The 23934-nt window shown below is 62.9% G+C and carries 17 protein-coding genes; 13 read left to right on the top strand and 4 right to left on the bottom strand.

The features are described 5' to 3' along the window. The 6 genes from AC16XC_RS07815 to AC16XC_RS07790 form a co-directional block, all read left to right on the top strand. Positions 1 to 2976: calcium-binding protein (locus AC16XC_RS07815; RefSeq protein WP_484034086.1), on the top strand; the 2976-nt coding region annotated here is incomplete at its 5' end. 102 nt (positions 2977 to 3078) lie between these two features. Then, complete coding sequence (locus AC16XC_RS07810) at positions 3079 to 3747, top strand: OmpA family protein (protein WP_484034085.1); 669 nt, start codon at positions 3079 to 3081, stop codon at positions 3745 to 3747. Positions 3748 to 3765: 18 nt separating this feature from the next. Next, positions 3766 to 5169 (top strand): TolC family protein, encoded by a 1404-nt coding sequence (locus AC16XC_RS07805; protein ID WP_484034084.1) that lies wholly within the window; start codon positions 3766 to 3768, stop codon positions 5167 to 5169. A gap of 38 nt (positions 5170 to 5207) precedes the next feature. Continuing rightward, positions 5208 to 7340: a type I secretion system permease/ATPase gene (locus AC16XC_RS07800; protein WP_484034083.1), complete on the top strand. Its 2133-nt coding sequence runs from the start codon at positions 5208 to 5210 to the stop codon at positions 7338 to 7340. A gap of 2 nt (positions 7341 to 7342) precedes the next feature. After that, positions 7343 to 8368: a cell wall hydrolase gene (locus AC16XC_RS07795; RefSeq protein WP_484034082.1), complete on the top strand. Its 1026-nt coding sequence runs from the start codon at positions 7343 to 7345 to the stop codon at positions 8366 to 8368. Beyond that, entirely contained in the window at positions 8365 to 9666 is a 1302-nt protein-coding gene (locus tag AC16XC_RS07790) for an HlyD family type I secretion periplasmic adaptor subunit (RefSeq protein ID WP_484034081.1), read from the top strand. The genes AC16XC_RS07795 and AC16XC_RS07790 overlap by 4 nt, the downstream gene beginning before the upstream one ends. Before the next feature lie 14 nt (positions 9667 to 9680). Here the strand turns inward: AC16XC_RS07790 and AC16XC_RS07785 are convergent, their stop codons facing one another. Together AC16XC_RS07785 and AC16XC_RS07780 are read right to left on the bottom strand one after the other, a co-directional pair. Beyond that, complete coding sequence (locus tag AC16XC_RS07785) at positions 9681 to 10610, bottom strand: transglutaminase-like cysteine peptidase (RefSeq protein ID WP_484034080.1); 930 nt, start codon at positions 10608 to 10610, stop codon at positions 9681 to 9683. 198 nt (positions 10611 to 10808) lie between these two features. Then, on the bottom strand, positions 10809 to 12218 hold the full coding sequence (locus AC16XC_RS07780; protein WP_484034087.1) for an aldehyde dehydrogenase family protein: 1410 nt from the start codon (positions 12216 to 12218) through the stop codon (positions 10809 to 10811). Positions 12219 to 12370: 152 nt separating this feature from the next. Here AC16XC_RS07780 and AC16XC_RS07775 point away from each other — a divergent pair, with 152 nt between their 5' ends. From AC16XC_RS07775 to AC16XC_RS07745, 7 genes are all read left to right on the top strand, one after another. Continuing rightward, positions 12371 to 12868, top strand: a complete 498-nt coding sequence (locus AC16XC_RS07775) for a cupin domain-containing protein (RefSeq protein WP_484034079.1) — start codon at positions 12371 to 12373, stop codon at positions 12866 to 12868. Continuing rightward, a complete protein-coding gene (locus tag AC16XC_RS07770) occupies positions 12868 to 13860 on the top strand; it encodes a hydroxyquinol 1,2-dioxygenase (protein WP_484034078.1) in 993 nt (330 codons plus the stop codon). Before AC16XC_RS07775 ends, AC16XC_RS07770 begins: the two co-directional genes overlap by 1 nt. A 217-nt stretch (positions 13861 to 14077) precedes the next feature. Next, positions 14078 to 14692, top strand: a complete 615-nt coding sequence (locus AC16XC_RS07765; RefSeq protein ID WP_484034077.1) for a CerR family C-terminal domain-containing protein — start codon at positions 14078 to 14080, stop codon at positions 14690 to 14692. Next, positions 14689 to 16149 (top strand): efflux transporter outer membrane subunit, encoded by a 1461-nt coding sequence (locus tag AC16XC_RS07760; RefSeq protein WP_484034076.1) that lies wholly within the window; start codon positions 14689 to 14691, stop codon positions 16147 to 16149. The genes AC16XC_RS07765 and AC16XC_RS07760 overlap by 4 nt, the downstream gene beginning before the upstream one ends. Further along, positions 16146 to 17441, top strand: coding sequence for an efflux RND transporter periplasmic adaptor subunit (locus AC16XC_RS07755; protein WP_484034075.1), 1296 nt, complete (start codon positions 16146 to 16148; stop codon positions 17439 to 17441). Before AC16XC_RS07760 ends, AC16XC_RS07755 begins: the two co-directional genes overlap by 4 nt. Continuing rightward, a complete protein-coding gene (locus AC16XC_RS07750) occupies positions 17434 to 20700 on the top strand; it encodes an efflux RND transporter permease subunit (RefSeq protein ID WP_484034074.1) in 3267 nt (1088 codons plus the stop codon). Before AC16XC_RS07755 ends, AC16XC_RS07750 begins: the two co-directional genes overlap by 8 nt. Positions 20701 to 20737: 37 nt before the next feature. Continuing rightward, positions 20738 to 22408 (top strand): CocE/NonD family hydrolase, encoded by a 1671-nt coding sequence (locus AC16XC_RS07745; protein ID WP_484034073.1) that lies wholly within the window; start codon positions 20738 to 20740, stop codon positions 22406 to 22408. Here the strand turns inward: AC16XC_RS07745 and AC16XC_RS07740 are convergent, their stop codons facing one another. After that, positions 22409 to 23155, bottom strand: a complete 747-nt coding sequence (locus AC16XC_RS07740) for an HD domain-containing protein (protein WP_484034072.1) — start codon at positions 23153 to 23155, stop codon at positions 22409 to 22411. It lies immediately after the preceding gene. 68 nt (positions 23156 to 23223) lie between these two features. Beyond that, a partial coding sequence (locus tag AC16XC_RS07735) for a DUF8021 domain-containing protein (RefSeq protein WP_484034071.1) occupies positions 23224 to 23934 on the bottom strand: 711 nt, incomplete at its 5' end.

Raw genomic sequence — 23934 nt, 5'->3', positions numbered from 1 at the left:
GTGATCGAGGATGTGGCGCAGTACCTGCATGCCACAGCGACGGTGACGGATGCCGATGGCGACACGGCCGAGCTGACGATCGACCTGTCCAATGGCAACTTCGTGATCGAGGACGATGGTCCGACGGATTTCGTTCCGGACGACCTTTATATCCTCAATGCGGCAGGTGAGACGGTGACTGTCGACATCAATTTCGACAATCCGGGTACCGACGGCGTCGGAAACCTGGTGTTCGACATCCTGAGCGATGGCGATGCCGACGACGATCCGGTCCAGGCCTTCGATACCAACGGGAATGCGCTGACCTTCGAAGGCGCGAATATCTACCTGGTTGGCGACGGAACGACCCGGCTCATCGGCACCACCGACATGAACTACGATCCGGCGACATTCGATCCGGAAAATCCCGACGATTCGGTTATCTTCTATATCGACCTGACTGCTTCAGGCGACGCCGAGATGACCGTGCTCCAGGCGGAAGTCGAGAACGGCATCGGCTTCTCGGAAGCCGATATCACCAGCGGCATCGGCGGGGGCAATACCGGTTCGGTCATCATCGGCCTCGGGGTCGACGATTCCAGCCCCGAAAACAATGGCGGTGTCGATGTCATCATCGATACACCTTACCCCGGCGGAACGGTCAACACGTCCAGCGGCCGCATAGGTGTCGCCGCGCAGACCGCTGCCCAATCCTTCAGCGATGGAGAAGTGGCGACGATCGATTTCGCGATCAATGTCGACTCCACCGATGACGGAGGCAATATCGATCTCGGAACCCTAAATACCGAGCTTGCCGGCTTGTGGGCCGACGAAATCTACTACACTTCGAGCTTCCAGCAGGAGGTCAACCGGATCGATGGCGGTCCGACTGCGTCTGCGAGCTTCAATGTCAAGACGAGCTATAACATGGATATCAACCATGTCAGCGCGCCGGACATTACCCATGTCATCATCTTCGATGAAAATGGCGTGATCCAGTATGAGACTGGCGTGACAGACCTGGGCACGGTCGATGTCGTCTATGAAGCCGACGGGTCCGTGACCATTCGCGGAGTGCTTGAGAACTGGGAATATTTCGTCGCGGCCGACACGCCGTTCTCCGGTATCCAGGTGACTGCAGACTTCTCCGACCCGGGCAATGACTATGCAGATGCACCGTTTACTCTCGGCGCGTTCTCGATCGGCGGCCAGCCCTTCCAGCCGTTCACGCTCGAAGCGGGCGTGGTCGGGACCGATGGCGACGGCGACGTCGCGACCGGGACGCTGAGCTACACCTTCCTCCCCGATGGCGACGGACCCAACTATGTCGGCACCGAGGCCGGCGAGACCCTCGATGGCGATGCCGATCCGAACATCATCGCCGGGCTGGGCGGCAACGACACGCTCAACGGCCTTGGCGACGACGACACGCTGGTCGGCGGCGACGGCAACGACGCCCTCAACGGCGGCGCGGGTGCCGATATCCTGATCGGCGGGGCCGGCTTCGATACGCTCAATGGCGGCACGGAACTCGACACCTATGTGTTCGACGACAATGCCATCTGGGATGGCAGCTTCGACACGATCGTCGGCTATGCTTCGGGCGAAGTCATCGATCTCACCCAGCTGATCTCGATCACCGGCGCGGACGATGAAAACGACTATGTCCGGGTAACCAACGACCTGACCGACAGCGTGGTCCAGATCAATTTGACCGGATCGGGCGTCGAAGCCGACTGGATCACGATCGCCGAGCTCACGGGCTACACCGGCGACGTGACGATCGGCATCCTGGTCGACGGGGCCGTCGACAATTCGATCGTCATAACGAATGTTCCTCCCGTCGCGCTCGATCTCGATGGCGATGGCGTGGAGTTCGTCGGTCTCGAAGCCGGCGTCACCTACGACTACGATGGCGACGGCGTGCTCGAAGCGACTGCCTGGGTCGGTGCGGATGACGGCATCCTGGTGTACGACGCCAATGGCGACGGCACGGTCAGCGGCGCTTCGGAATTCGTATTCGGTGGCGGCGGATTGTCCGACCTCGAAGCGGTTGCGCAGCTCCACGACAGCAATGGCGACGGCGTGCTCGACGCTTCCGACGATGCTTATGGTAAATTTGGAGTATGGCAGGACGCGAACCAGGACGGTGTCGCCGATGCCGGCGAGTTCCAGTACCTGAGCGATCTCGGCATCGAGTCGATCGGCCTCGACTCGGACGGCGAATCGTATCTCGCCGTCGATGGCCAGGTGATGGTGCATGGCAGCGCCAATGTGACATGGTCGGATGGAACGCAGTCGGTTTTGGCCGATGCCTCTTTCACCACCAGGCAATCCGACGGCGCCATGCTGGCGGCCGCCGGCGGGCTGGCCTTCATCCCGCTGGTTGAAGGCATGGACGGGCTGTCCGACAGCTCGGGCAGCAACAACACTTCGACGAAGAGCCTCGATGTTGCCGAACTCGACTTGTCGGGTTCGACCTCCGGCGGTGCCGAGAGCATGTTCGAATGGCAATCCGGCGATGTGGAATCCGACGATGCGTCGACACCGGAATCGACATCGCTCGGCTCGGAAGGCGTCGTGGATAGCGGAATCAAGGTTACCCAAGATCTTGAATCGGTTGACTATTCCTCAGACGATGAAGCTTCCGAGCCTGCCGTCGAAATCGCCCCGCTGACGGCCCTTGCGATGGATGACTCCTCGTTGATGAGCGCTCTCCTGACTCTCGAAGGCCAGCAGTCCGGCGGCGAAAAGCAGGTCGAGCTGGTCGAAGCCAACGAGGTGCTTGAGGAAGTGGCGTCGAGCGAAGAGATCGACAATCTGCTCGACGGCCTGCTCGGCGATGCCCAGTCCAGCGGGACTGGCGAGTCGGGTGGCGATGTTGCGGCAATGCTGTCGACCGACTTGACTTCGGACAGCAGCACAATGTTCCATTCGCTTGATATTTTGGCGCAAAGTGACAATGATGCTTCCGCGCAGAGTGTATCTGTGGCGTAATAATCAGCGTCGATTAGAATCAGATCGATAAGGGGGTAAGGTATGAGCCGGGACAGAATTGGATTTCGACTGGCCCTGTCTGCTGTCAGTGTAATCGGCGCGATGGCTGTCTTGCCCAATGCGGCGCACGCCCAATCCCTGATGGACCTGGGCGATGGCCAATTGCGTAGCGAGCTCGAAAGCCGCTACGACGCGGCGCTCAGCGCAACACTCGATCCGGCGGTCGTTAACGCCAACGATCCGCGCTATATCTGGGCCTCGGAAGCGAAGATCCAGTGCGCCATCGCCATCGGCTACATGAAGTCCTCGACCCGCGATCCGGTTAGCATCGGCAAATGCGAGGACGCCTACCGGCGGATGCAGTTCGTGCCGCCGCCGCCCCCGCCGCCTCCACCCCCGCCGCCTCCGCCGCCCCCGGCGCGGCCGGACTATTGCGACGAGGCTTTGGCCGGGATCGTGTTCTTCGATTGGGATTCCGCGGTGCCGCTGGACTCGGCCGGGCCGACGCTCGATACGGTCGTCAACCGGTACCAGACCTGCGGATGGAGCGGCCTCTCGCTGGTTGGTCATACCGACCGTTCGGGCAGCAACGCCTATAATGACGGGCTTTCGATGCGCCGCGCCGAAGCGATTGCCGGGGTGCTGAGCAGCCGCGGAATTCCCGCAGCCAACCTTTCGGTCAGCGCGCGCGGCGAAGAACAACCGCGAGTTCCGACGCCGGACGGAGAACGCAACCCGCAAAACCGTCGTGTAGAAATCTCGGCTGAGTAAGAGATCGAGGAGCACAAGATGCATACCAAATTTGCAAGCATGGCGGCAGCGCTCCTGTTGTGTGGAACTTCAGGCGCGGCGATCGCTCAAAACGGCGGCGGACAGGCAGTGTCCATGGCCGAAATGATCGACGTTGCCGTCGATTCCAATCCTCAGATCATCAAGGCCCAGATGAACAAGGAAGCGATCGAGGCCGAGCGCAAGCAGGCCGAGGGAGCTTTCGCACCGCGCGTGGACATTGAACTGTCAGCCGGGGCGCGCCGGCTCGAGAATGCGACGCGCCGCAGTCTCGGCATTGCCGATGACTGGCTCAACCCGCTCGAAGCTTCGGCAGTGGCCGATTGGACCGTGCTCGATTTCGGGCGCCGGCGGGGCGAATTGCTTCGCCAGGCTTCGCGGGTGGACGGCGCTTCGCTGAGAGTCGTCGAACGGTCCGAATTCATCGCCCTGCAGGTCGCCCGGCAATATCTCGACGTGCTGCTCCAGCAGCGTGTCGTCGCGGCCGCCGCGGACAATGCGGCGTTCCATTCCAACCTGGTGGCCGAACTGGGACGGGGTGTCGAGCAGAGGTCGATCAGCGTCGCGGATTTGCAGCAGGCGGAAGAACGCCTCCAATCCGCCAATATCAGCCAGATCGAGGCCGAACAGGCGCTCGAGGATGCCAAGATCTCGCTGCGCGCGCTTACCGGGCTCGATGTCGGCCAGGTCGTGCTGCCGCCCAACCTTGCGTCGGCGATGCCGACCGATCTCGCCCAGGCGGTAGGACTTGCAAGGACCCGGAACCCGCTGGTCCGTGAATCCATGGCCGATGTCGACGCCGCCAATGCGATGGTCGATTCCGCGAAGGGCGCATTGTATCCCACGGTCGGCGTCGAGGTGAGTGGCCGGATCGGGGACGACATCGACGGTTTCATCGGTGAGACCAACGATGTTCTCGGGCGTGTCTACTTGCGCTGGAACCTGTTCGACGGCGGCATCAAGCATGCCAATGTCCAGGAGATGGTCCGTCGCGCCAGCGAAGAGCGTTACGAGTTGCACCAGCGCCAGCGCGATGCGGAAGAAGACGTCCGCACGGCCTGGAACGCAATGCAGACCCAGGGCCGCCGCTCGACCGCGCTGGCCCGGCAAAGCCAGGTGAGCGACGATCTCCTGCTGTCCTATCGCAGCCAGTTCAATATTGGCCGGCGTTCGCTGCTTGACGTGCTCGATGCCCAGAACACCCGTTTCAATACCCAGGTCAGGCTGGAAACGGCGCGGTTCTCGCAATTGTTCGCGCAATATCAGGTGCTTGCGTCAACCAACAGTTTCCTCAACGCGCTCAATATCGAGCCCGGCGCAGGAGCCGGGGAAGATGAGCGTGGCGAGTTCAACTATGGCCCGCCGGTGCCTGCCGAACTGCAGCGGCGGGTGTATCCGGAGTAAGGTTTGCGTTCACGCTTCGTGCGTGAGGCTTGTGTGACATGGCAGACATTGGTGGAGGAATTTCCTCTCGAGAGGACGTGCTGACTGCATGCGTTGGCAAGCTCGCGGCGCATTTCGGCATCGCCTTCTCGCCCAATATGCTCCATTCGCTCGCGCGGAGAGCTGACGGGCGCCTGCCTTTTCACCAGGCGGGACCGGCGATCGAACTGGTCGGCCTGAACCACGAAGCGATTGTCTCCAGAAAATTGCCGGGCAGGGAGGAATATTATCCCGCCCTCCTCTCGGTCGGAGACGATGGCGCCATCGTTGCGCTCGAGCTGGCCGGCGAGGAAGTCCTCGTCTGGCGCCCAGGCCATGGCGAGCCGGTCTGGGAACCCAAGGCAGCTGTCGCAGGGCAATTTTCCGGCGAATTCCTGGCAATCGCGGGCAATCCCGACAAGCTTCGCGAAGCCGAGGCGCCGTGGCACGCAAAAGGGCGGCATCACTGGTTCTGGAGCGAGTTGCGCAAGGAGCGCAGGTCCTACAGGCCGGTGCTGGTCGCATCGCTGCTGATCAACCTCCTGGCGCTCTCGCTGCCGCTCTTCTCTCGTGCCGTGTACGATCGCGTGATTCCGAATGCCGCGGTATCGACCCTGTGGGTACTGGCAGTCGGCGTCCTGGTGGCCTTTGCCCTCGAATACGCACTTCGCAATGCCCGGGCGGCGGTGATCGACCAGATCGGACGCAGGCTCGACCTGCGCCTCTCGCAGAAGATCTACTCCCGGCTCCTTTCGACTCCGCTTGCGGCACGACAAGGCAATACCGGCGCTCTGACCGCGCGCGTCTCGGAATACGCCATCGTGCGGGATTTCTTCGGTTCGACCACGGTCGTCTTGATCACCGACATGGCGTTCTTGCTGCTGTTCGTCGGCGTGATTGCCTATATCGCAGGCTGGCTCGCCATTATTCCGCTGATCGCGATGGCAGGCATGGCGGTGGCCGGCTACCGGCTCCAGCGCCAGGTCGTCGATGCGGTGAGGGATGCGCAGGCCGATCATGGATTGCAGCAAACCCTGCTGGTGGAATCCCTGGCCGGGATGGAAACCCTCAAGAGCATGGCCGGCGAAGGCGGCATGGTCGGGCGCTGGTACCGGCTGGCCGAACTCGGTTCCGCATCCCAGCAAAAGCTGCGGCGCATCAGCACCGCGGCGATCACGCTGGCATCGACGTTCCAGCAATTCTCGACCATCTCGTTGATTATCGGCGGCTATTACCTGTTTGCGGCCGGTTCGATCTCGATGGGTACGATCATCGCCATCGTCATGCTTTCCTCCAGGTCGCTGGCTCCGGCGGGCCAGATCGCTTTCCTCCTGACACGGGGACGGCAGGCGAACGAGACGCTCGACAGCATCGAACGGCTGTTCGAAGGAGAAGACGAACGCAGGATCGGCAATGTCAGCTCTCCCGCGACCGTCAGGGCCGGTACGATCAAGCTCGAAGGGGTCGAATTCCGCTATCCCGAGGCGACGCTTCCCGCACTCGACGGGATTTCGCTGACAATCAATCCGGGAGAACGGGTTGCGATTATCGGCCGGGTAGCCTCCGGCAAGTCGACCCTGGGCCGGGTCATTTGCGGGCTCTACCCGCCAAGCGGCGGGGCGATGCTGATCGACGGGATCGACAGCCGGCAATTCCGCCCGCAGGAAATCCGTGAGAATTTCCGCTTTGTCGGCCAGGATGCCGATCTGTTTACCGGCTCGGTCAAGGAGAACCTCACCCTCGGTCGCGCGGAAGCGACCGACGACGCGCTCGTCAATGCCCTGCGGGTGACCGGCGCGGACCAGTTCATCGGGCGGGATTCGAGCGGGTTCGACCGGGTGGTCGGCGAACACGGCCGCCGATTGTCTGGCGGCCAGCGTTCCTTCCTTGCGCTGGCGCGAGCTTTTGTCAGCCCGTCCAAGCTGCTCTATCTCGACGAACCGACCGGTTCGATGGACAGCCAGACCGAGAAACTTTTCGTCGAACGCTTGTCCCAATCTCTGACGCCGTCGCAAACTCTGCTCATCTCGACTCACCGCTCGGCGCTATTTGCGGTATGCGATCGCCTGATCGTACTCGACAATGGCAAGATCGTCGCCGATGGACCCAAGGATCAGGTCATCGCGGCGAGCGGCGGAAAGCTTGGAAATTAGTGATGGCAGAAGCTCGACTGGAAATGCAGGTGGCCGGTCCCTTGCGGATCGGGCGGTGGCACATTGTCGTATCGGCCATGGTCGCTCTCGTGGCGCTGGCTGCGCTCGTTACAGCGCTCGCGGGCGGTTGGTCGTGGAGCGGAAATTCGGCAGAGGTTCGCGAGCGGGAAATGCTCGATCAACTGGTCCATTCGACGGTTGTGGAAGAGGACAAGGTCCTCAATCGCGGGTTGGACGCCGTCGAGCAGAATTCACTGATCCCGCTGTCGAAGGTCGCGCTTGAGGTTCCTGCCTCCTTTCGCAGCATCGACAATGGCACCCCGCAATACGCCACCGCGCTCAATTGCCTCACCCAGGCGATCTATTACGAGGCCGCCAACGAGCCGTTGGCCGGAAAGCGCGGAGTTGCGCAGGTCGTATTGAACAGGGTGCGCCATCCCGCCTATCCCAACTCGGTCTGCGGCGTGGTTTACCAGGACGCCAACCGGGCGGTTTGCCAGTTCAGCTTCGTGTGCGATGGATCCCTGTTGCGCACTCCGCTCCGGTCCCAATGGGAACAGTCACGCGAAGTGGCGAAGGCGGCGCTTGCCGGTTTCGTCGAGAAATCGGTTGGCTCGGCGACCCATTACCACGCCGATTATGTCGTGCCGAAATGGGCGTACACGCTCGACAAATTGCAGCAGCAGGGCCGCCACATCTTTTACCGTTTCCCGGGGAAATGGGGCGAAGCGAGCTATCTCAGCGCAAGATGGTCCGGGCGTGAAGCGATTCCGACGGTGGATTTCGGGCGTTTGCGGCAAGATCTCGCGGCTCTCGAAGCAGAGGAGCCGGTCATCGAGTTTGTTCCCGGCCTGACCGTTGTCCCGGATGTTGCCGATCGTCATGCGGCCGACGATGTCGGCGGGCGGATCGACACCACCAAGGAATGGCGCCCTAATATCCCCGATCCGGTCGAGGCCAGCAGGACCTATCGCAACACGCTGCAAGGCCAGGCGAGCGGGGATCGCGAACTGGCGAGCACGCTATGAGCGAAGATCAGGGACGCTCCTGGCGCAGCCTTTGGGGTTTTGCCGAGACCTATAGAAACTGGGATGCGAGCCGCCGGTTGATCGCGATTTGCGGTGGCGGGCTGGCGTTGTTCGTCGTCTGGTCCAGCCTCGCTCAGGTTGACGAAGTGACTCGCGGAACGGGCAAGGTGATCCCGTCCAGCAAGGCCCAGCTTGTCCAGGCGGCCGATCCGGCGACAGTGCGCGAAATCCTTGTTCGTAGCGGCCAGACGGTCAAACAGGGCCAATTGCTTGTCCGGCTCGACGATGCCGAGGCATCTTCGCAGCTTGGACAGTTGGAGACCGAAAACGAGCGCTTGAGCGTGAGGGCGGAACGCCTGCGGCAGGAAGCGGAAGGCGGCACACTGGGCTGCGAAGAAGGGACGTTGTGCGCGGAAGAACGGCGGCTCGCGGAAGTCAGGCAAGCCGCGGCGCGGAGCGAGGAGAACGCTCTGGCGGCAGCTGTCGAACAGCGCCGGCGGGACCTGACCGAAGGCCAGGCGACCGTCACTTCGCTGACCAGCAGCCTGCAATTGGCGCGGGAGCAGGTCGATTTGCTGCGGCCCATGGCACAACAGGGAATCATCCCGCAGACCGAGCTGCTCGCTGCCCAGCGCGAAGTTGTCGACCTGCAGGGCCGCCTATCGGCGGCGCGGGAAGGAGTCGCAAGGGCACAAGCGGCAGTGCGCCAGGCGCAGGCCGATCTCAACTCGTCTCGGCTCGACTTCCGGCAACAGGCATTGGCCGAGCGAAGCGAAGTCGCAACCCGGATCGCGGTGAACGAGGAATCCATTCGCGGCGCGGAAGCCCGGCGCAACCGGAACGAATTGCGGTCGCCGGTCGATGGCATTGTCAATGACGTCCAGATCACGACAGTAGGCGGCTTTGTAAGCCCGGGCGAGATGCTGATGCAGGTAGTCCCGGTGGGCGACAAGCTCCTGGTCGAGGCCCGCGTCAGGCCGAGCGACATTGCCTTCATCAAGGTCGGCGATCGCGCCAATGTCAGTGTCACCGCTTATGATTTCTCGATCTATGGCGGGCTTACCGGGCGAGTGCGGCAGGTCTCGGCCGACAGCGTCTATGACGAAGTCGAGCAGGAAGCCTATTACGTGGTTCTGGTCGAAACGGACAAATCCTACATTTCAAGCGGGAATACGCGCCTGCCAATCCTGCCTGGCATGATCTGCAACGTGGAGATCATCACCGGCCGCAAGAGCGTGTTGTCCTATATCCTGAGTCCGGTGGAACGGGCGCTGGGAGAAGCATTGACCGAGCGTTGACGCTGCAGGCCAGTTCAGGAGCTGTGCAGCCAGGTAACCTTGTCATTGAAGCTGAACAGCGGATGGTATTCGTGGCTTTCCGACGCATCCAGGACTTCATCCGATGCGTTGTCGAGCATGTAATAGCTATCGCCGAGGCGTACGATCAGCACGGCATGATCCGCGCGGCGGATTGAATCCTTCACCACCGTCAGGAACATGTCCTCATCGGGAATGCCGCGCGATGCCAGGACCTGCATCTTCACGATCGCGATGTCTTCGCAGTCGCCTTTTCGCCGCGCCAGCGTCGTGGATGCGTCGGCCCAGTAATCGTTCACGCCATAGAGCTGCCGGTCCTCGGCATAGGCAATCGTCTGGTTGGCCCAGCGATTGACTGTGTCGAGCAAGCCGATCCCGTTCGAGCCGCGCGGCACGGGCAGGCCGGCGGCCGTGTTCTGGCGCAATTTGCGACCCCGGACCCTGCTCCAGGCCGCATCGAACGACGTCTTGCCGAGTGTTACCCGCTTGCTCTGCAGGAAGTCGTCCCGCCCGAAATTGCGACTGGCGAAGGCCAGCTCCCTCGAGGCAGCGCCGGTAACGGAAGTTTGCGCGAAGCCGGACGTGCTGCAGCCGCTCGTCGACCTGCGAATGGCGCCGAGCGCCGGCTCGATCGGTTTGATTTCCTCGAGCAGCGGATTTCCCACGATCCGGTTCTGGGCAACGCCCTGATCGCCGACCGCCGCCTGCTGCAGGCGAATCTGTTCCAGCATGCTCGGCTGGCCGCCCAGGACGGCCGATGCCTTGCTCGAATAGGTGGCCGAGGCGGGCGCCGCGCCATAAACGGTGGCGACCTGGGCGCTGCAACTGGTCAGTGCGCTGGCGTAGATCGCGGTGCTCGACGCAATCGCATCGACCAGCGCGAGCTCGCTCGCCTGCGCAGGCGCGGTCAGTCCGGCCGAAGCCATCGCCAATGCTGCCAGAGCAGTCTTGTAGGGTGCTTTCCCTCGCATGGTCCACAAAATGGACCGAGGGAGTCAAAGCTAGGTGCCCGAGAGTGGTTAATGCCAGGGTAGGGAGTGCGGGGGATTCCCGGCCTCGAACCGGGTCTTTGGGTTAAGACGATCCTGCGCCTGTGCGGCCCAACTGTTTCCTGCCGGAGGACTTTAATAGCCGAGGATCGCCTTCACCTCGCAATATTCCTCGAGTGCGAAGACCCCATACTCCCTGCCATTGCCGGACTGCTTGTAGCCTCCGAAGGGCGCATAGCCCGACCAAGGCGGATAATTGATGTGGACCTGGCCCGCGCGGATTTGCCTAGCGACCCGTCGAGCCCGCTCAAGGTCAGCCGACTGGACGTGCGAGCTGAGTCCGTAAACCGTCGCATTGGCGATGCGAATGGCATCGTCCTCGTCATTATAAGCCATGATCGAGAGTACCGGGCCGAAGATCTCCTCTTGCGCGATACGCATGTCGGTGGTGACTTCGGAAAAGACCGTCGGTCGCGCATAGAATCCGCGATTGAGGCCATGGGGGCGTCCGGTGCCGCCGGCTACGAGCTTCGCCCCCTCGTCGATCCCCGCCTGGATCAGTTCCTGGACCTTGGCGAATTGCGGCGCATTGGCGAGCGCGCCGATCACGCTTGCTTCGTCGAGCGGATCGCCAACGATGACGCCATTCGCGGCTTCGGCGGCGAGCGCTTCGACTTCCGCCAGCCGCGAAGCTGGGACCAGCATGCGCGTTGGGGCGGCGCAGGACTGGCCGCAATTGCGCATTGCCGCCAGCACCCCCTTGGGCACGGCCTCCGCGAAATTGGCATCGTCGAGCAGGATATTGGGCGACTTGCCGCCCAGTTCCTGGACCACGCGCTTGATCGTCGGGGCGGCGGCCTGCGCGACCAGAATCCCGGCGCGGGTCGAGCCGGTGAAGGAGACCATGTCGACATCGGGGTGCGACGCCATCGCCTGGCCGACCGCTTCACCCGTCCCGTTGACAAGGTTGAATACGCCGGGAGGAGTTCCCGCATCGTGCATCACCTGCGCAAGCAACAGCCCGGTGAATGGCGAAAGTTCGCTCGGCTTGAGAACCGCGGTGCAACCGGCGGCGATCGCGGGCATGAGCTTGGCGGTGATCTGGTAGAGCGGCCAGTTCCACGGCGTGATCATGGCGCACACGCCGATTGGCTCCTTCCTGACATGGATGCCGTTCACTTCCAGTTCGAACTCGAAGGTTCGCAGCACGTCGATCGCCACGCGCACGTGCTCGATCCCGAAATGCACCTGGCCTGCCCGGGCAAAGCCGATCGCTGCGCCCATTTCGGCGATGATCGCCTGGGCGAAGGCTTCCGCACGTTCTTCCAGCAGGCCGCGAATCCGCTCGAGCAGCGCCAGCCGCTCCTCGACGGAAGTTCTCGAGAAGCCATCGAAGGCGTTACGCGCGGCGGCAACGGCCAGGTCCACATCGGCCGGCGTGCCCGCCGCTATGCAACCGAATACCTCCTCGGTGGCCGGGTTCACGACCGGGATCTCGGCTGCGTCCGCGCGTTCGATCCATTCACCGCCGATGTAGAAGCGCATGTCTCTTTTCACGGAATGTCTCGATCCTCTGCCATGGTTCGATGTTCCTGCAGCGCTGCAGTTGCGCGGTCAACATGGATTGCCATTGCCCTTTCTTCCGCAGCAATGATAGCATCACAGTGGCCGGCCGGAACCGGCAGCGGGAGAGATAAATGGTTTACAAGACCCGGATGGGCGCGCTTGGCTCCTATGAGAAAGGCGTGATCGAGCTCGACGACGATCTCAGGAAATATGCCTTCTCGAATATTTTCGAAGTCGCCGAAAAATCGGCGCCGTTTGAGCGGGTCGCGGTGGTGCAGAACCTCGAATATGTCGCTGAAGTGATGCGGGTCGAGGGCGAATCCCCCTGGTATGCCGCGCCGCATGATGAATTCGCGATCGTGATGGATGGTGAAGTGACCTTCCATTTCGTCAAACTGGCGGACGACCAGGTGCCGAGCCACGGCGGCGGGGCGGTGCAGCTCGGCGCTGAGCCCAATGGGCCGCGCATGGGCAGGGTGACCGCCCGCCGCGGGCACCAGGTGCTGCTTCCGCAGGGGGCGGCGTACCAGCTGGCCTCATCGGCACCCGGTGTCGCGATCATCCAGACCGTCGACGGGCCGGTGACCGTCAAGCGCTGGTCGGAAATCTGCACCGTGGGAGAGGCATGATGAGCGTACTCGATGCAAAAGTCGAAAAGGTCGGCACCGATCCCGTCACGGGCTATTCCAGTTTTCGCCTGGGCAGCTTCACCTTCCATCGCGATGAATATTTCGCGCATGTCACCTGGCCCAAGGGCAGCCATATCATCGAGATCGACCGGTTCCTGCGCGCGATGGTTCGCGATATCGGTTGGGGCTTCTTCTACGGCTGGATCTTCTTCGACGACATTTTCGGCACCACCAATCATTATGGCACGGTCGATATCTTCGCCGGTTCCTACGATCGCGGATGCAGGGAAGCCGGGATCGACCTGCTGGAGACTTTCCCGGCCGAAGCGGTGGCCGAGGCCTTCACGGCAATCTCGCAAGACTGGATCAGCGAGGGCTACGATCCGCTCAACGCCCCGCTCGAAACCGGTACGCCGATCGGACCCAAGGGCAAGGAGCGCAGCGATCCGCTGCTCAGGAGCTTCATCGCCGCCGATCGCATGCTCGGCCTGCCGGGTGACAAGTCGGTCCGTACCGAGGAGGCAGGCTTCCCGGTCAACCGCGCGTTCGCCGACATGGAGCTCGATATGCCGGAAATCGAGTGCGAACCCGGCTTCGAAGGCCAGCTCCACGCGATCAACCTGTTCGACCATATCGCCCGCAGCGACATCACCTGGAACCCGTCGATCAGCGCGGTCACCCGGGCGAATATCTGCTGCGTCACCAGTGAGGAGCACATGCTGCCGGTGATCCATGGCAACGACCGCAACGAGTGGTTCATCCAGCTGACCGACGAGATCCACTGGAACATCGCGGACAAGAACACCGGCGCGCCGCGCGGGCGGGTGGTGATGAGGGCGGGCGATGTCTGCGCCATGCCGGCCGACATCCGCCACCAGGGTTTTGCGCCCAAGCGTTCGATGCTGATGGTGATGGAGAACGGGACCCCCGGGCTGGAGCAGCGTTACGCCTCGGGAGAGTTAAAACCCTATCCGGTTGATTTCGGATCCTGATCGCCACGGAACTCGGCAGATTCGAGCTCGGGGGAAGAGCGTAGGCGCCAGCATTGTCGGGAACTTATCGAGCCTTAGCCTCGCAGCAATGGTTTTGGCTGGTTGTACCCACCACGCAGCGACTTGCGGGCTACCGATTAGCCTGAATTTCGGCCCACATCCTCCCTGATACAAACTGCGGCTTGTTCTTGTTCGTTCGAACGAATAATCATTGCCGATGCGGAACGACCTGATTCGGGTGGCGATCGACAAGTTCGGTCAGGAAGGCTTCGATGCTGTCGGTACGCGCGAAATCGCCGGCGCCGTCGGAACTGCGATGTCATCCATCACCTATCATTTCGGGGGCAAGGAAGGCCTCTATCTCGCCGCTGCGGAACATATTTTCGATCACATGCAGTCTGTGGTTCGGAGCGAACCCGATCGACTTCCCGGTCCCGAGGCGACCGCCGACCAGCGGATATCCATGATCTGCACCGTCCTGCGGCAGGTTGGCGAATTCATGCTGGCGAAGGAAAGCGCGCCGTTCGCGCTGTTTATTGGGCGCGAACAGCAGGCACCGTCACCGGGCGTGCTCAAACTCATGAATGAGCGGATGCGGCCGATGATGGAGGCCTTGGTCAGCCAAGTCAGGCTGCTGCGCACCGATCTGGACGACCGCCAGGCGCGGGCAACCACGCTCTACCTGTTCGGAATGGCCATTTGCCTGCGGCATTCGCGTGCGTCGCTTCGGCTCCTGTTGGGTGTCGACGAGATCGATCCGGTCACGTCGGACGTGTTGCTCGGCCAGCTGGAAGCGAATGCCCGGCTGGTGCTCGAGGGAGGCCGAACATGAGGTCGCCCTTGCTCGCATTTGCAGTGCTGCTGCTTGGCGGTTGCATCTCCATGGCGCCCGACCAACAAGTGCCGGAAGTGGCCTCGGAATTGCCGGATGCCTATCCGGACTTCGTCACTGCCGGCGATTATCGCCCGGCTGCCTGGTGGAACGCTTTCCAGGATCCGGTGCTCGACGGGCTGGTCGACCGCGCACTTGACCAGAATCTCGACATCGCCGAGGCCTCTGCGCGGGCAGAGCAGGCGGCAGCACAGGCGCGAGTCTCGCGCGCTGCCTTGTGGCCAACCCTCAACGCCACGGCCGGGGCGAGCTATTCCGAAAACCCGCTCTCGGGGAGCGCCTTCGGCAATTTTCCCGGCGGTCCTTCGCGGCTGGTGAGCGAGACCTATTCGCTCGGCCTGAGCGCATCCTACGAAGTCGACCTGTTCGGCAAGGCGAATGACGACTTCCGCGCGGCAAGATCCGACGCAGTGGCGGCCGAACAGGATTATCGCGCGGCCCGGCTGGCGACCGTGGCTGAAACGATCGCGGCATATTTCGACATTGTCGATGCCCGCCGTCAGATCGAGATGACGCTGCTCACGGCTGATGTGCTGGCCGACCGGGCGGAGCGCACCGAGGAGCGCTACCAGCGTGGCCTGGCCCAAAGCTTCGAACTGTACCAGGTCCGGCAGGACCTGCGCAGCGTCGAGGCGAGCCTGCCGACCCGCGAGAACGCGCTGACCTCTGCCGAAGGGAGGCTGGCGCTGCTGCTGGCGGATTACCCGCAGGAAGTCGGACAATTGCTCGCCACCAGGCTCACGCCGAGGCTCGTCTTCGAGGACATTCCCGCCGGCCTTCCCGCAGAGCTTCTCGCTCAGCGTCCCGACGTGGCGGCGGCCTGGGATCGCCTGGAGTCGGCGCGGCTCAGGATCGGCGCGCGTCGGGCGGAGCGCTTTCCTGCCCTGCGCCTGACCGCTTCGACCGGCGCGCAAGGCGGCAGCCCTGCTGACGCGATCGACTTTGGGCAGAACTGGCTCCTCTCGCTGGCGGCCAATCTCACGGCTCCGCTCATCGATGGTGGACGGATTTCGGCCAATATCAGGGTGGCCAGGGCAACCTACGACCAACGGGCCGCCGCATACGGCCGCGCCGTGCTCGGAGCCTTCCAGGAAGTGCGGACGGCGATTCTCTCCTATGAGGAACAGCGCCAGCGCTATCGCCTGATCCTGTCGCAGCTGGACGACGCCAAGGCCTCGCTCGATCTGCAGTCGCGCCGCTACGAGGCCGGCGTGGGGGATTATGTCGGATATCTCGACGCCCTGCGCGGATTTTACCAGGTTGAAAGCAGCCTTTCCGCCGCCGGGCGCGACGTCGCGCTCGCCCGGCTCGGCGTTCACCGCGCATTGGGCGGCGATTGGGAAATTGACGGTGAGAGAGCCGCGCTTGCTTCCACCGAAACGGGAGGAGCGCAATGAACCGCCAGTTGAAATGGGCTGCGCTCCTGCTTGTCGGGGCGGTGGCGATTGTCGCGCTGATGATCTTCCTGCGCCCGAGCCCGGTCGAACAGGAACCGGTCGCGGTCGCGCCGCTGGTCGAGACGGCAGCCTACACGGTCGGCGCAGGGCCAATCGAAGTCGAAGCTTCGGGAACGGTCCAACCGCTCGAGGAAGTCACACTGGGCGCCGAGGTTGCCGGCAGGCTTGTCTATGTCAACCCGGCGTTCCGCGAGGGAAGCCTGGTTGGCAGCGGGATGACCCTGTTCCGCATCGACCCGGCCGATTACCAGAACCGGGTCAGGAGTGCGCAGGCCGATGTCGCGGCGCAGGAAGTCGCTGTCCTGCAGGCGAAGGAAGAGGTGACGATCGCCGAGGCGGAGCTGCGTCGTTTCGCCGAGCGCGAAACCGGACGCAGCGCCCTGGCCCAGGCTATCGACGGAAACGATTACGCCGCGCGCATCCTTCCACCTCAGGGTTTGCCTCAGGCCGGGGGCCTCCGCGGTACGGCCAATCCCAACCAGCTCGCCACCCGAGAACCGCAATTGCGCTCGGCCGAAGCCGCGCGCGACCGGGCCCAGGCGCAATTGGCCGATGCCCAGTTGGCGCTATCGCGAACCCAGGTTCGCGCCCCGTTTGACGGCATTGTCCGCAGTGAGACCACCGCAATCGGTGCGCTGGTCCAGCCCGGTCAGACGCTCGGTTCGATCGTCGCGACCGATGCCTACGAGGTCCGCGTTTCGCTGACCGAAGACGAGGCAGCTCTAATTCCGGGCCTGTTCGCAGGGAGCGGGGCGAGAATTCCCGCAGCGGTGTACACCGAACAGAGCGGACGGCGCTACCGCTGGGCCGCCTATGTCGATCGGGCCGATGCGATCCTCGATGCCGAGACCCGCACGATCGACGTTTTCCTCAGGGTCCAAAATCCGCTGCGCAGCGGCACCCCGGTCGATACCGGGAATGGCTTGGCGCAGGGACCGGTGCCGCTCCTTCTCGGAAGTTTCGTCCAGGCAACGATCACCGGATCGAGCAGTGAATCCTTCGCCAGGATCCCGATCAACGCCCTGAAGACCGACAACCAGGTCTGGGTCGTCAGGGACGGCAAGCTCACGATCGTCCCGGTCGAAATCATCCGGCGCGGCGACACCGATGCCTATGTCAGGGCAAGCGGACTTGGACCCTCGGGCCGGGTCGTAACCAGCAATCTGAGGACCCCCGTGAACGGCATGCAGGTTCGCATGCGCCCGGATGCCGAGGCCAAGGCGGATGAGTAACGATCCGGTCCAGCCGGCACCGGGCGAAGAGGAGATTCCCCTCGACCGCTTCGGCAACCCTGCCGACCGGGCCCGCGATCGCAAGGGAATTGTCGCATTCATGGCGCGCAACGGAGTCGCCGCCAACCTGTTGATGATCTTCATGCTGCTGGCCGGACTCGCCGCCTATGGCAGGATCGTGCAGGAGGTCTTCCCCGAAACCAGCCTCGATGCGGTAACGGTGCGCGTTGCATATCCCGGCGCAACGCCCGAGGAAGTCGAGGAATCGATCGTCCAGAAGATCGAGGAAGCGGTCCAGGCGATCGAGGGCGTCAAGAAGATCACCGGGACTGCCGCCGAAGGTTCGGGGACGGTGCAGATCGAGCTCGAGCTCGGTACCGACATCGCTCGCGCGCTCGATGACGTGAAGGGCGAAGTCGACCAGATCCAGACCTTTCCGATCGAAGCCGAAGAGCCCGATATTCGCGAGCAAACGTCTCGCCAGAGCGTGATGCGGGTCGCCCTGTTCGGCGACATTCCCGAGCGTTCGCTAAAGGAAGCTGCGTACCAGCTCGAAGATGCGCTCGCCGCGCTGCCCGAGGTCAGCTATGTCGAGACCAGCGCGGTCCGGCAATACCAGGTGTTCATCGACGTGCCGCAGGACCGGCTCGAAGCGCTGGGACTATCCTTGACCGACGTCGCCCGCGTGGTTTCGCAAAGCAGCCTCGACAGCCCCGCCGGCTCGATCGAGACCGACACCGAGGAAGTGCGCTTGCGCACTGTCGGCCAGAATTACGACCAGCGCGATTTCGAAAGTATCGTGCTGCGCACCAGGCCGGACGGGACGATCCTGCGGTTGGGAGACGTCGCCCAGGTCGAGGACGGCTTCGAGGATTCGGACCTGATCGCCCGTTTCAACGGGCTGCCGGTGGCCTTCGTCGATGTCTATCGCACCAGCGACGAACGTGTTCTTGAGGTCGCCGAGGCGGTCAGGAACTATCTCGAAAGCGGGTCGGCCTCGACCCTTCCGCCCGGCGTGTCGGTCGCCATCTGGGACGACTCATCGGAACTGTTCGGCGATCGCCTCGAATTGCTGCTCAAGAACGCCTGGATGGGCCTGATCCTGGTGCTGGCGGCCCTTACGCTGTTCCTCGACGTCCGGCTGGCCTTCTGGAGCGCGATCGGCATCGGATCGACCTTTGTCGGGGCGATCTGGATCATCGAGATGATGGGATCGAGTATCAACATGATCTCGCTGTTCGGGTTCATCGTCGCGCTTGGCCTGGTGGTCGACGACGCGGTGGTGGTGGGCGAGAATGTCTATGCCGAGCGAGAGCGCGGCCGCAGCGGGATCGGCGCGGCGATAGCCGGGACCCAGCGGGTCATCGTGCCGGTGGTGTTCGCGGTCGCCACGACCGTGGTCGCGTTTACTCCCCTGCTCGCGGTAGGAGGAACGATCGGCAAGGTGATGAGCGACGTACCGCTGGTGGTGATCGCGGTGCTCGGCCTGTCGCTGGTTGAAGCCCTCTTGATCTTGCCCAATCATCTTAGCAGCCTGCCCGCTCATGGCGCGCATGCCGGCAATGCGGTGCTGAAATTCTTCGAACGTATCCAGCGCGGCTTCGACCGGCGCCTGCAGTCGTTTATCGAAGGGCCGCTCGACCGTGGGCTCAAATTTGCGGTCGATATGCCATACATTGTCGTTTCGGCGGCCCTGGCGCTGCTGATCGTCCTGGCCGGAATGGTTCCGGCGGGGCTGATCAAGACCGAGTTCTTTCCCCAGATCGAGGCCGATGTCGTCAGCGCGACGCTGGAGATGCCGGCGGGTACGTCGGTCGAACGGACGGCAGAAGTGGTCGCGCGGCTGGAGGCGGCGGGAGACCGGGCGATCGCCCGCTTCAACGAGGGCAATGCCGAAGACGCGCGCTTCATCGAATCGCAATTCACGACCGTGGGCCTGGTCCAGGGCGGGCAGGGCCCGATGCTGCAGTCCAGCACCCTGCAGCCCAACGTTGCCGGGATCCAGTACAGCCTCGTCAATGCGGACGAGCGCGATTTCGGTGCCGCCGAGTTCGAACAGGCCTGGCGCGAGGAAGCCGGCCCGGTACAGGAAGCGCGCTCCTTTTCGATCAGTTCGAGCCTGATCTCTGCCGGCGATCCGGTGAACATCAGGCTGACCCATCCGGACGTTGCCGTGCTCGATACGGCATCAGAACGGCTGACCTCGGCGTTGGCGAGGGTCAGCGGCGTGTTCGATGTCGAAAGCGACAACGATGCGGGAATGCAGGAAGTCGAATTGCGGCTCAAGCCGTCGGCGCGCACGCTCGGAATCACGCTCCAGGATCTTGCCGGGCAGGTCCGGGCCGCCTTTTTCGGGGCCGAGGCCGTCAGGGTCCAGCGTGGGCGTGAGGATGTCAGGGTCTATGTCCGCTTGCCCGAGGACGAACGCAATTCGATTGCCGACATCGCCCGCTATCGGGTGCGCGTGCCGGGCGGGCAGGTACCGCTCGGCAGCCTTGCCGATGTCTCCTTTGGCACGGCGCCGACATCGATCAACCGGGAAGACGGCCACCGAATCAATACGATAACCGCAGATCTCGACACCGACATCATCACCAGCCAGGAAGCGGCCGATCTGATCTCGGACCGGATCATGCCGGAATTGCAGGCGGACTATCCCGCCCTGCGTTACGAATTCGGCGGCGAACAGGAGGAACAGGCGGAAAGCTTCGGCGATCTCGGCTCGGCCTTCCTGCTGGCCCTGGCGGGGATCTATGCCCTGCTGGCGATCCCGTTCCGATCCTATGTCCAGCCGCTGATCGTCATGGCGGTGATCCCTTTCGGCATGATCGGCGCGCTGATCGGGCACATTCTCCTGGGAATCTCGCTCGGAATCGTCTCGATGTTCGGGATCATTGCGCTGTCGGGCGTCGTGATCAACGGCGCGCTGGTGCTGATCGACTTCATGAACGAGAACCTCGCCAACGGAATGGATCGCAAGGCCGCGATTATCCATGCGGCGAAATCGCGCTTCCGCCCGATCATCTTGACCGCGATCACGACCTTCCTGGGTGTGGCGCCGATTACTTTCGAAACCAACGTCCAGGCGCAATTTTTGGTGCCGATGTCGGCAAGCCTGGGGTTCGGGATCCTGTTCGGCACTGCCATGCTGCAGATTCTCGTTCCGGCCCTGGCGATCCTCCAGATGCGCGCCGCAGACCGGATCGGGAGATGGATCGGCGCAATGCGGCCGCATGAGCCGCAAGAGGTGATTGCCTGAGTTGACGGGTGGCGAACTGCGGGGGCAATCTCGATCAATGGCGGAGGATAGCTTCACACCGATCATGCGGCCGGGCGTCGATCCCTACAGCGCCGCGCACAAGCCGCCGCTGCCGCCACCGGATTATGACAAGCGGGTCGAACAGGGCCTCGCGATCGAACGGAACTGCACGATATCGCTGCGTGACGGGGTCGAGATATTCTGCGACCTCTACCGGCCCGAAGGCGCCGAGCGCGATGTGCCGATCCTGCTGGCATGGGGCCCCTACGGCAAGCACGGGCTTTCCAACCAGGTGTTCTGGCCGCGATCGGGCGTCGATCCCCAATGGCTTTCGACGCTGACGCCGTTCGAGGGGCCGGATCCCGTGTGGTGGGGCCAGCACGGTTACGGCGTGGCGATCGTTGATCCGCGGGGAGCGTGGCTTTCGGGCGGCGATTTTCACCACAACGGCATCGAGGAAGCGCAGGATTGCGCCGATGCGATCGAATGGCTGGCGCGGCTCCCGTGGTCCAACGGGCGGGTGGGAATGAGCGGGGTCTCCTATCTCGGCGCGATCCAATATTACGTGGCCCCCTTGAAACCCGAGCCGCTCGCCGCGCTCAATATCTGGGAGGCGTTTTCGGATTGGTACCGCGAATTTGCCTATCACGGCGGGATTCCCGAGACGAACTTCCTCCCGCGCGCGTCGGACAATATTCGCTTTTCTTTGAACCGAACGGAGAACACGCTGGCCAATGTCCAGGCCCATCCGCTGATCGATGAATTCTGGCGCTCGAAAGAGGTCGATCTCGAAGCGATCACCCAGCCGGCCTTCGTCACCGCCAGCTGGTCGGATCACGGGCTCCATCTGCGCGGCACGATCGAGGCGTTCGAGCGGATCGGATCGCAACAGAAATGGCTCTATGTCCACGGCCAGAAGAAATGGGCCAATTACTATCGAGCCGAGAGCCGCGCGAAGCGCCTGGCGTTTTTCGAGCATTTCCTGCGCGATCGCCCGACTTCGGTGAGCGCCTGGCCCAGGGTCCTGCTCGAAGTGCGCGAGAAGCATGGCGTTGCCATGGAGCGCGAGGAGACCGAGTGGCCCTTGGCGCGCACCGAATATCGCCAATTCTATCTCGATGCGGCGACCGGCAGCCTATCGGATGCGCCTGTCTTGCCTGCCGATTTGCGGCAGGATGCATGCGACGGGCGGGCGCATTTCGATATCCGCTTCAACGAGCCGGTCGAACTCACCGGTCATGCCAGCCTCAAGCTGTGGGTCGAAACCGAAGGCAGTGACGATGCCGACCTGTTCGTCGCGCTGCAGAAGCTCGATGCCGAGGGGAACGAGGTCGGCTTTACCTTCTATGCCTTTTTCGAGAACGGTCCGATCGCGCTCGGCTGGCAGCGGGCGAGCCACCGCGAGCTTGACGAGATGAAGTCGCGCACCGGCCGCCCGGTCCATACGCATGTCTCGGAAGAGCCGCTCCGGCCGGGCGAATGCATCCCGGTAGCAATCGAGCTGTGGCCCTTCTCGGTGCGTTTCAACGCAGGCGAGACGCTGCGGCTGGTGGTTGCGGGAGCGGATATCTACCGCAAGGAAGAAGGGCTGATGTTGCCGTTCCCGCTACACGAGAACACACGCAACAAGGGCATCCACATCTTCCGCACCGGGGGCAAGCACGACAACGTACTGACGTTGCCCTTCATTCCTAAAAAAATCACCTGATTACAGGAAGTTGTTCGGCCAGATCATCGTCCGCCACATATGGGCGGAAGGCGAATTGTCGAAGCCGAGCCCTTCTGCGGGCTGCTTCCAGTTGCGCGCGAGCAAGTCGGTGAAGACGTCGGGATCGACCTCGGGATAGGGATCGAAGAAATAGGTGTCGTAAAGCGTTACCTGGCGCGCGGTCATGTACCATTCGTGGTTCTTCGCATATTCGGCGTCGCGTTTGATGTAATCGGGCGGATCGAAGTCCGCGCCGAAGAACCTGTCGTAGCTCTCGGGGTAGTCGTAGCCGACGTCGGGATCGGGAAAATAGCGCAACGCCTGGTGATACTGGACCGCCCAGGCCACCTCCGGCTCGACATAGGGCGCGATCAGCTGGGCACCCCAATAGCCGTGATCGCTGCGGATCAGGCAGCCATTGGCGATATCGTGGAGCAGGCAGGCCATCACCACCTTGTCTTCCTGCCCGTCGTCCATCGCCCGCTTGCCGCTGACGGTGAGGTGCCGCACCGCGATATCGTTGAAGCGGTATTTGAAGAAGTCGAGCAGGGTCGGCTTTTCGGGCATCCGCGGCAGCGCCGGGTTGTCGCCCATCATGAAGACATGGTTCTCGTCCATCCGGGCGATGAATTCGTCTTCGGGATTGGGCCGGCCGGTCCCGATCCACGAGATCGGGTGCGGCATGATCATTCTCTCGCGCCCAGCCTGGGGATAGGCCTGGTCGTCGCACATATTCGTCTCTCCCACGCAATTGCGCTCGTAATGGAATCCCTGTTGGGGAATTCCATTACGAAACGCAAATCGCGGGTAGCGGGCTATTCGGTTTCGGGAGCGGAGGCGGTGCCTTCCCAGCCGGTCGGCGAGTTCAAGGGCGCAAGAAAGCCCATCGCCTCGATCTCGTGGACCTTGCCGTCGGCGCCGACCTTGAAGATATGCGCGGCGGGCAGGTCGAACGGCCCGAGATCGGCGAACATGCCTTCATCCTTGGCGCGCATGACAACAGTTCCGTCGATTGCGGTCACCGGATAGGGCTCGAAGTCCATCGGATGGCGGAAATGCGAGAGACCCATGACGAGGCCGGTCACCGGATCGGCCGCAAACACGCGGCGATTATCGATCCGGTCGATATAGGCGAAGGTGTTGGAGGTGAGCTGGCCGGCGCAATCGCGTGCAACCGGGCTGGCGTTCGGATCGCCGAAATTGCCCCGACTTTCGCCGGGACCCGCAGTTTCGATACCGTTCTCGTATCGCGCGCAGTCGGCAGCGAAGGGCATCAGCGTGCCATCATTGTCGTCGAGCGCGTCGTAATAGGTAGCGCCGAGGGCGATCAGCTCCTCCGCGCTCTTGCGGTCGGCCTCCGGCACATCGGCGAGCAGGCCCGCGCGCGGCGTGTGCAGATGGTCGAGCGGGGAAGGTCCGCCGAAGGGCGATTCCGCATTCACTTCGGCATGGAGATGTTCGGCTTCGACGATGCTCCCGGCTGGATCGAGCTTGAGCCTCAGGGCAACAATCGTCGGCTTGCCCTC

Source organism: Candidatus Andeanibacterium sp. (assembly GCF_057143545.1).
This window is presented reverse-complemented; position numbering and strand designations above follow the sequence as displayed.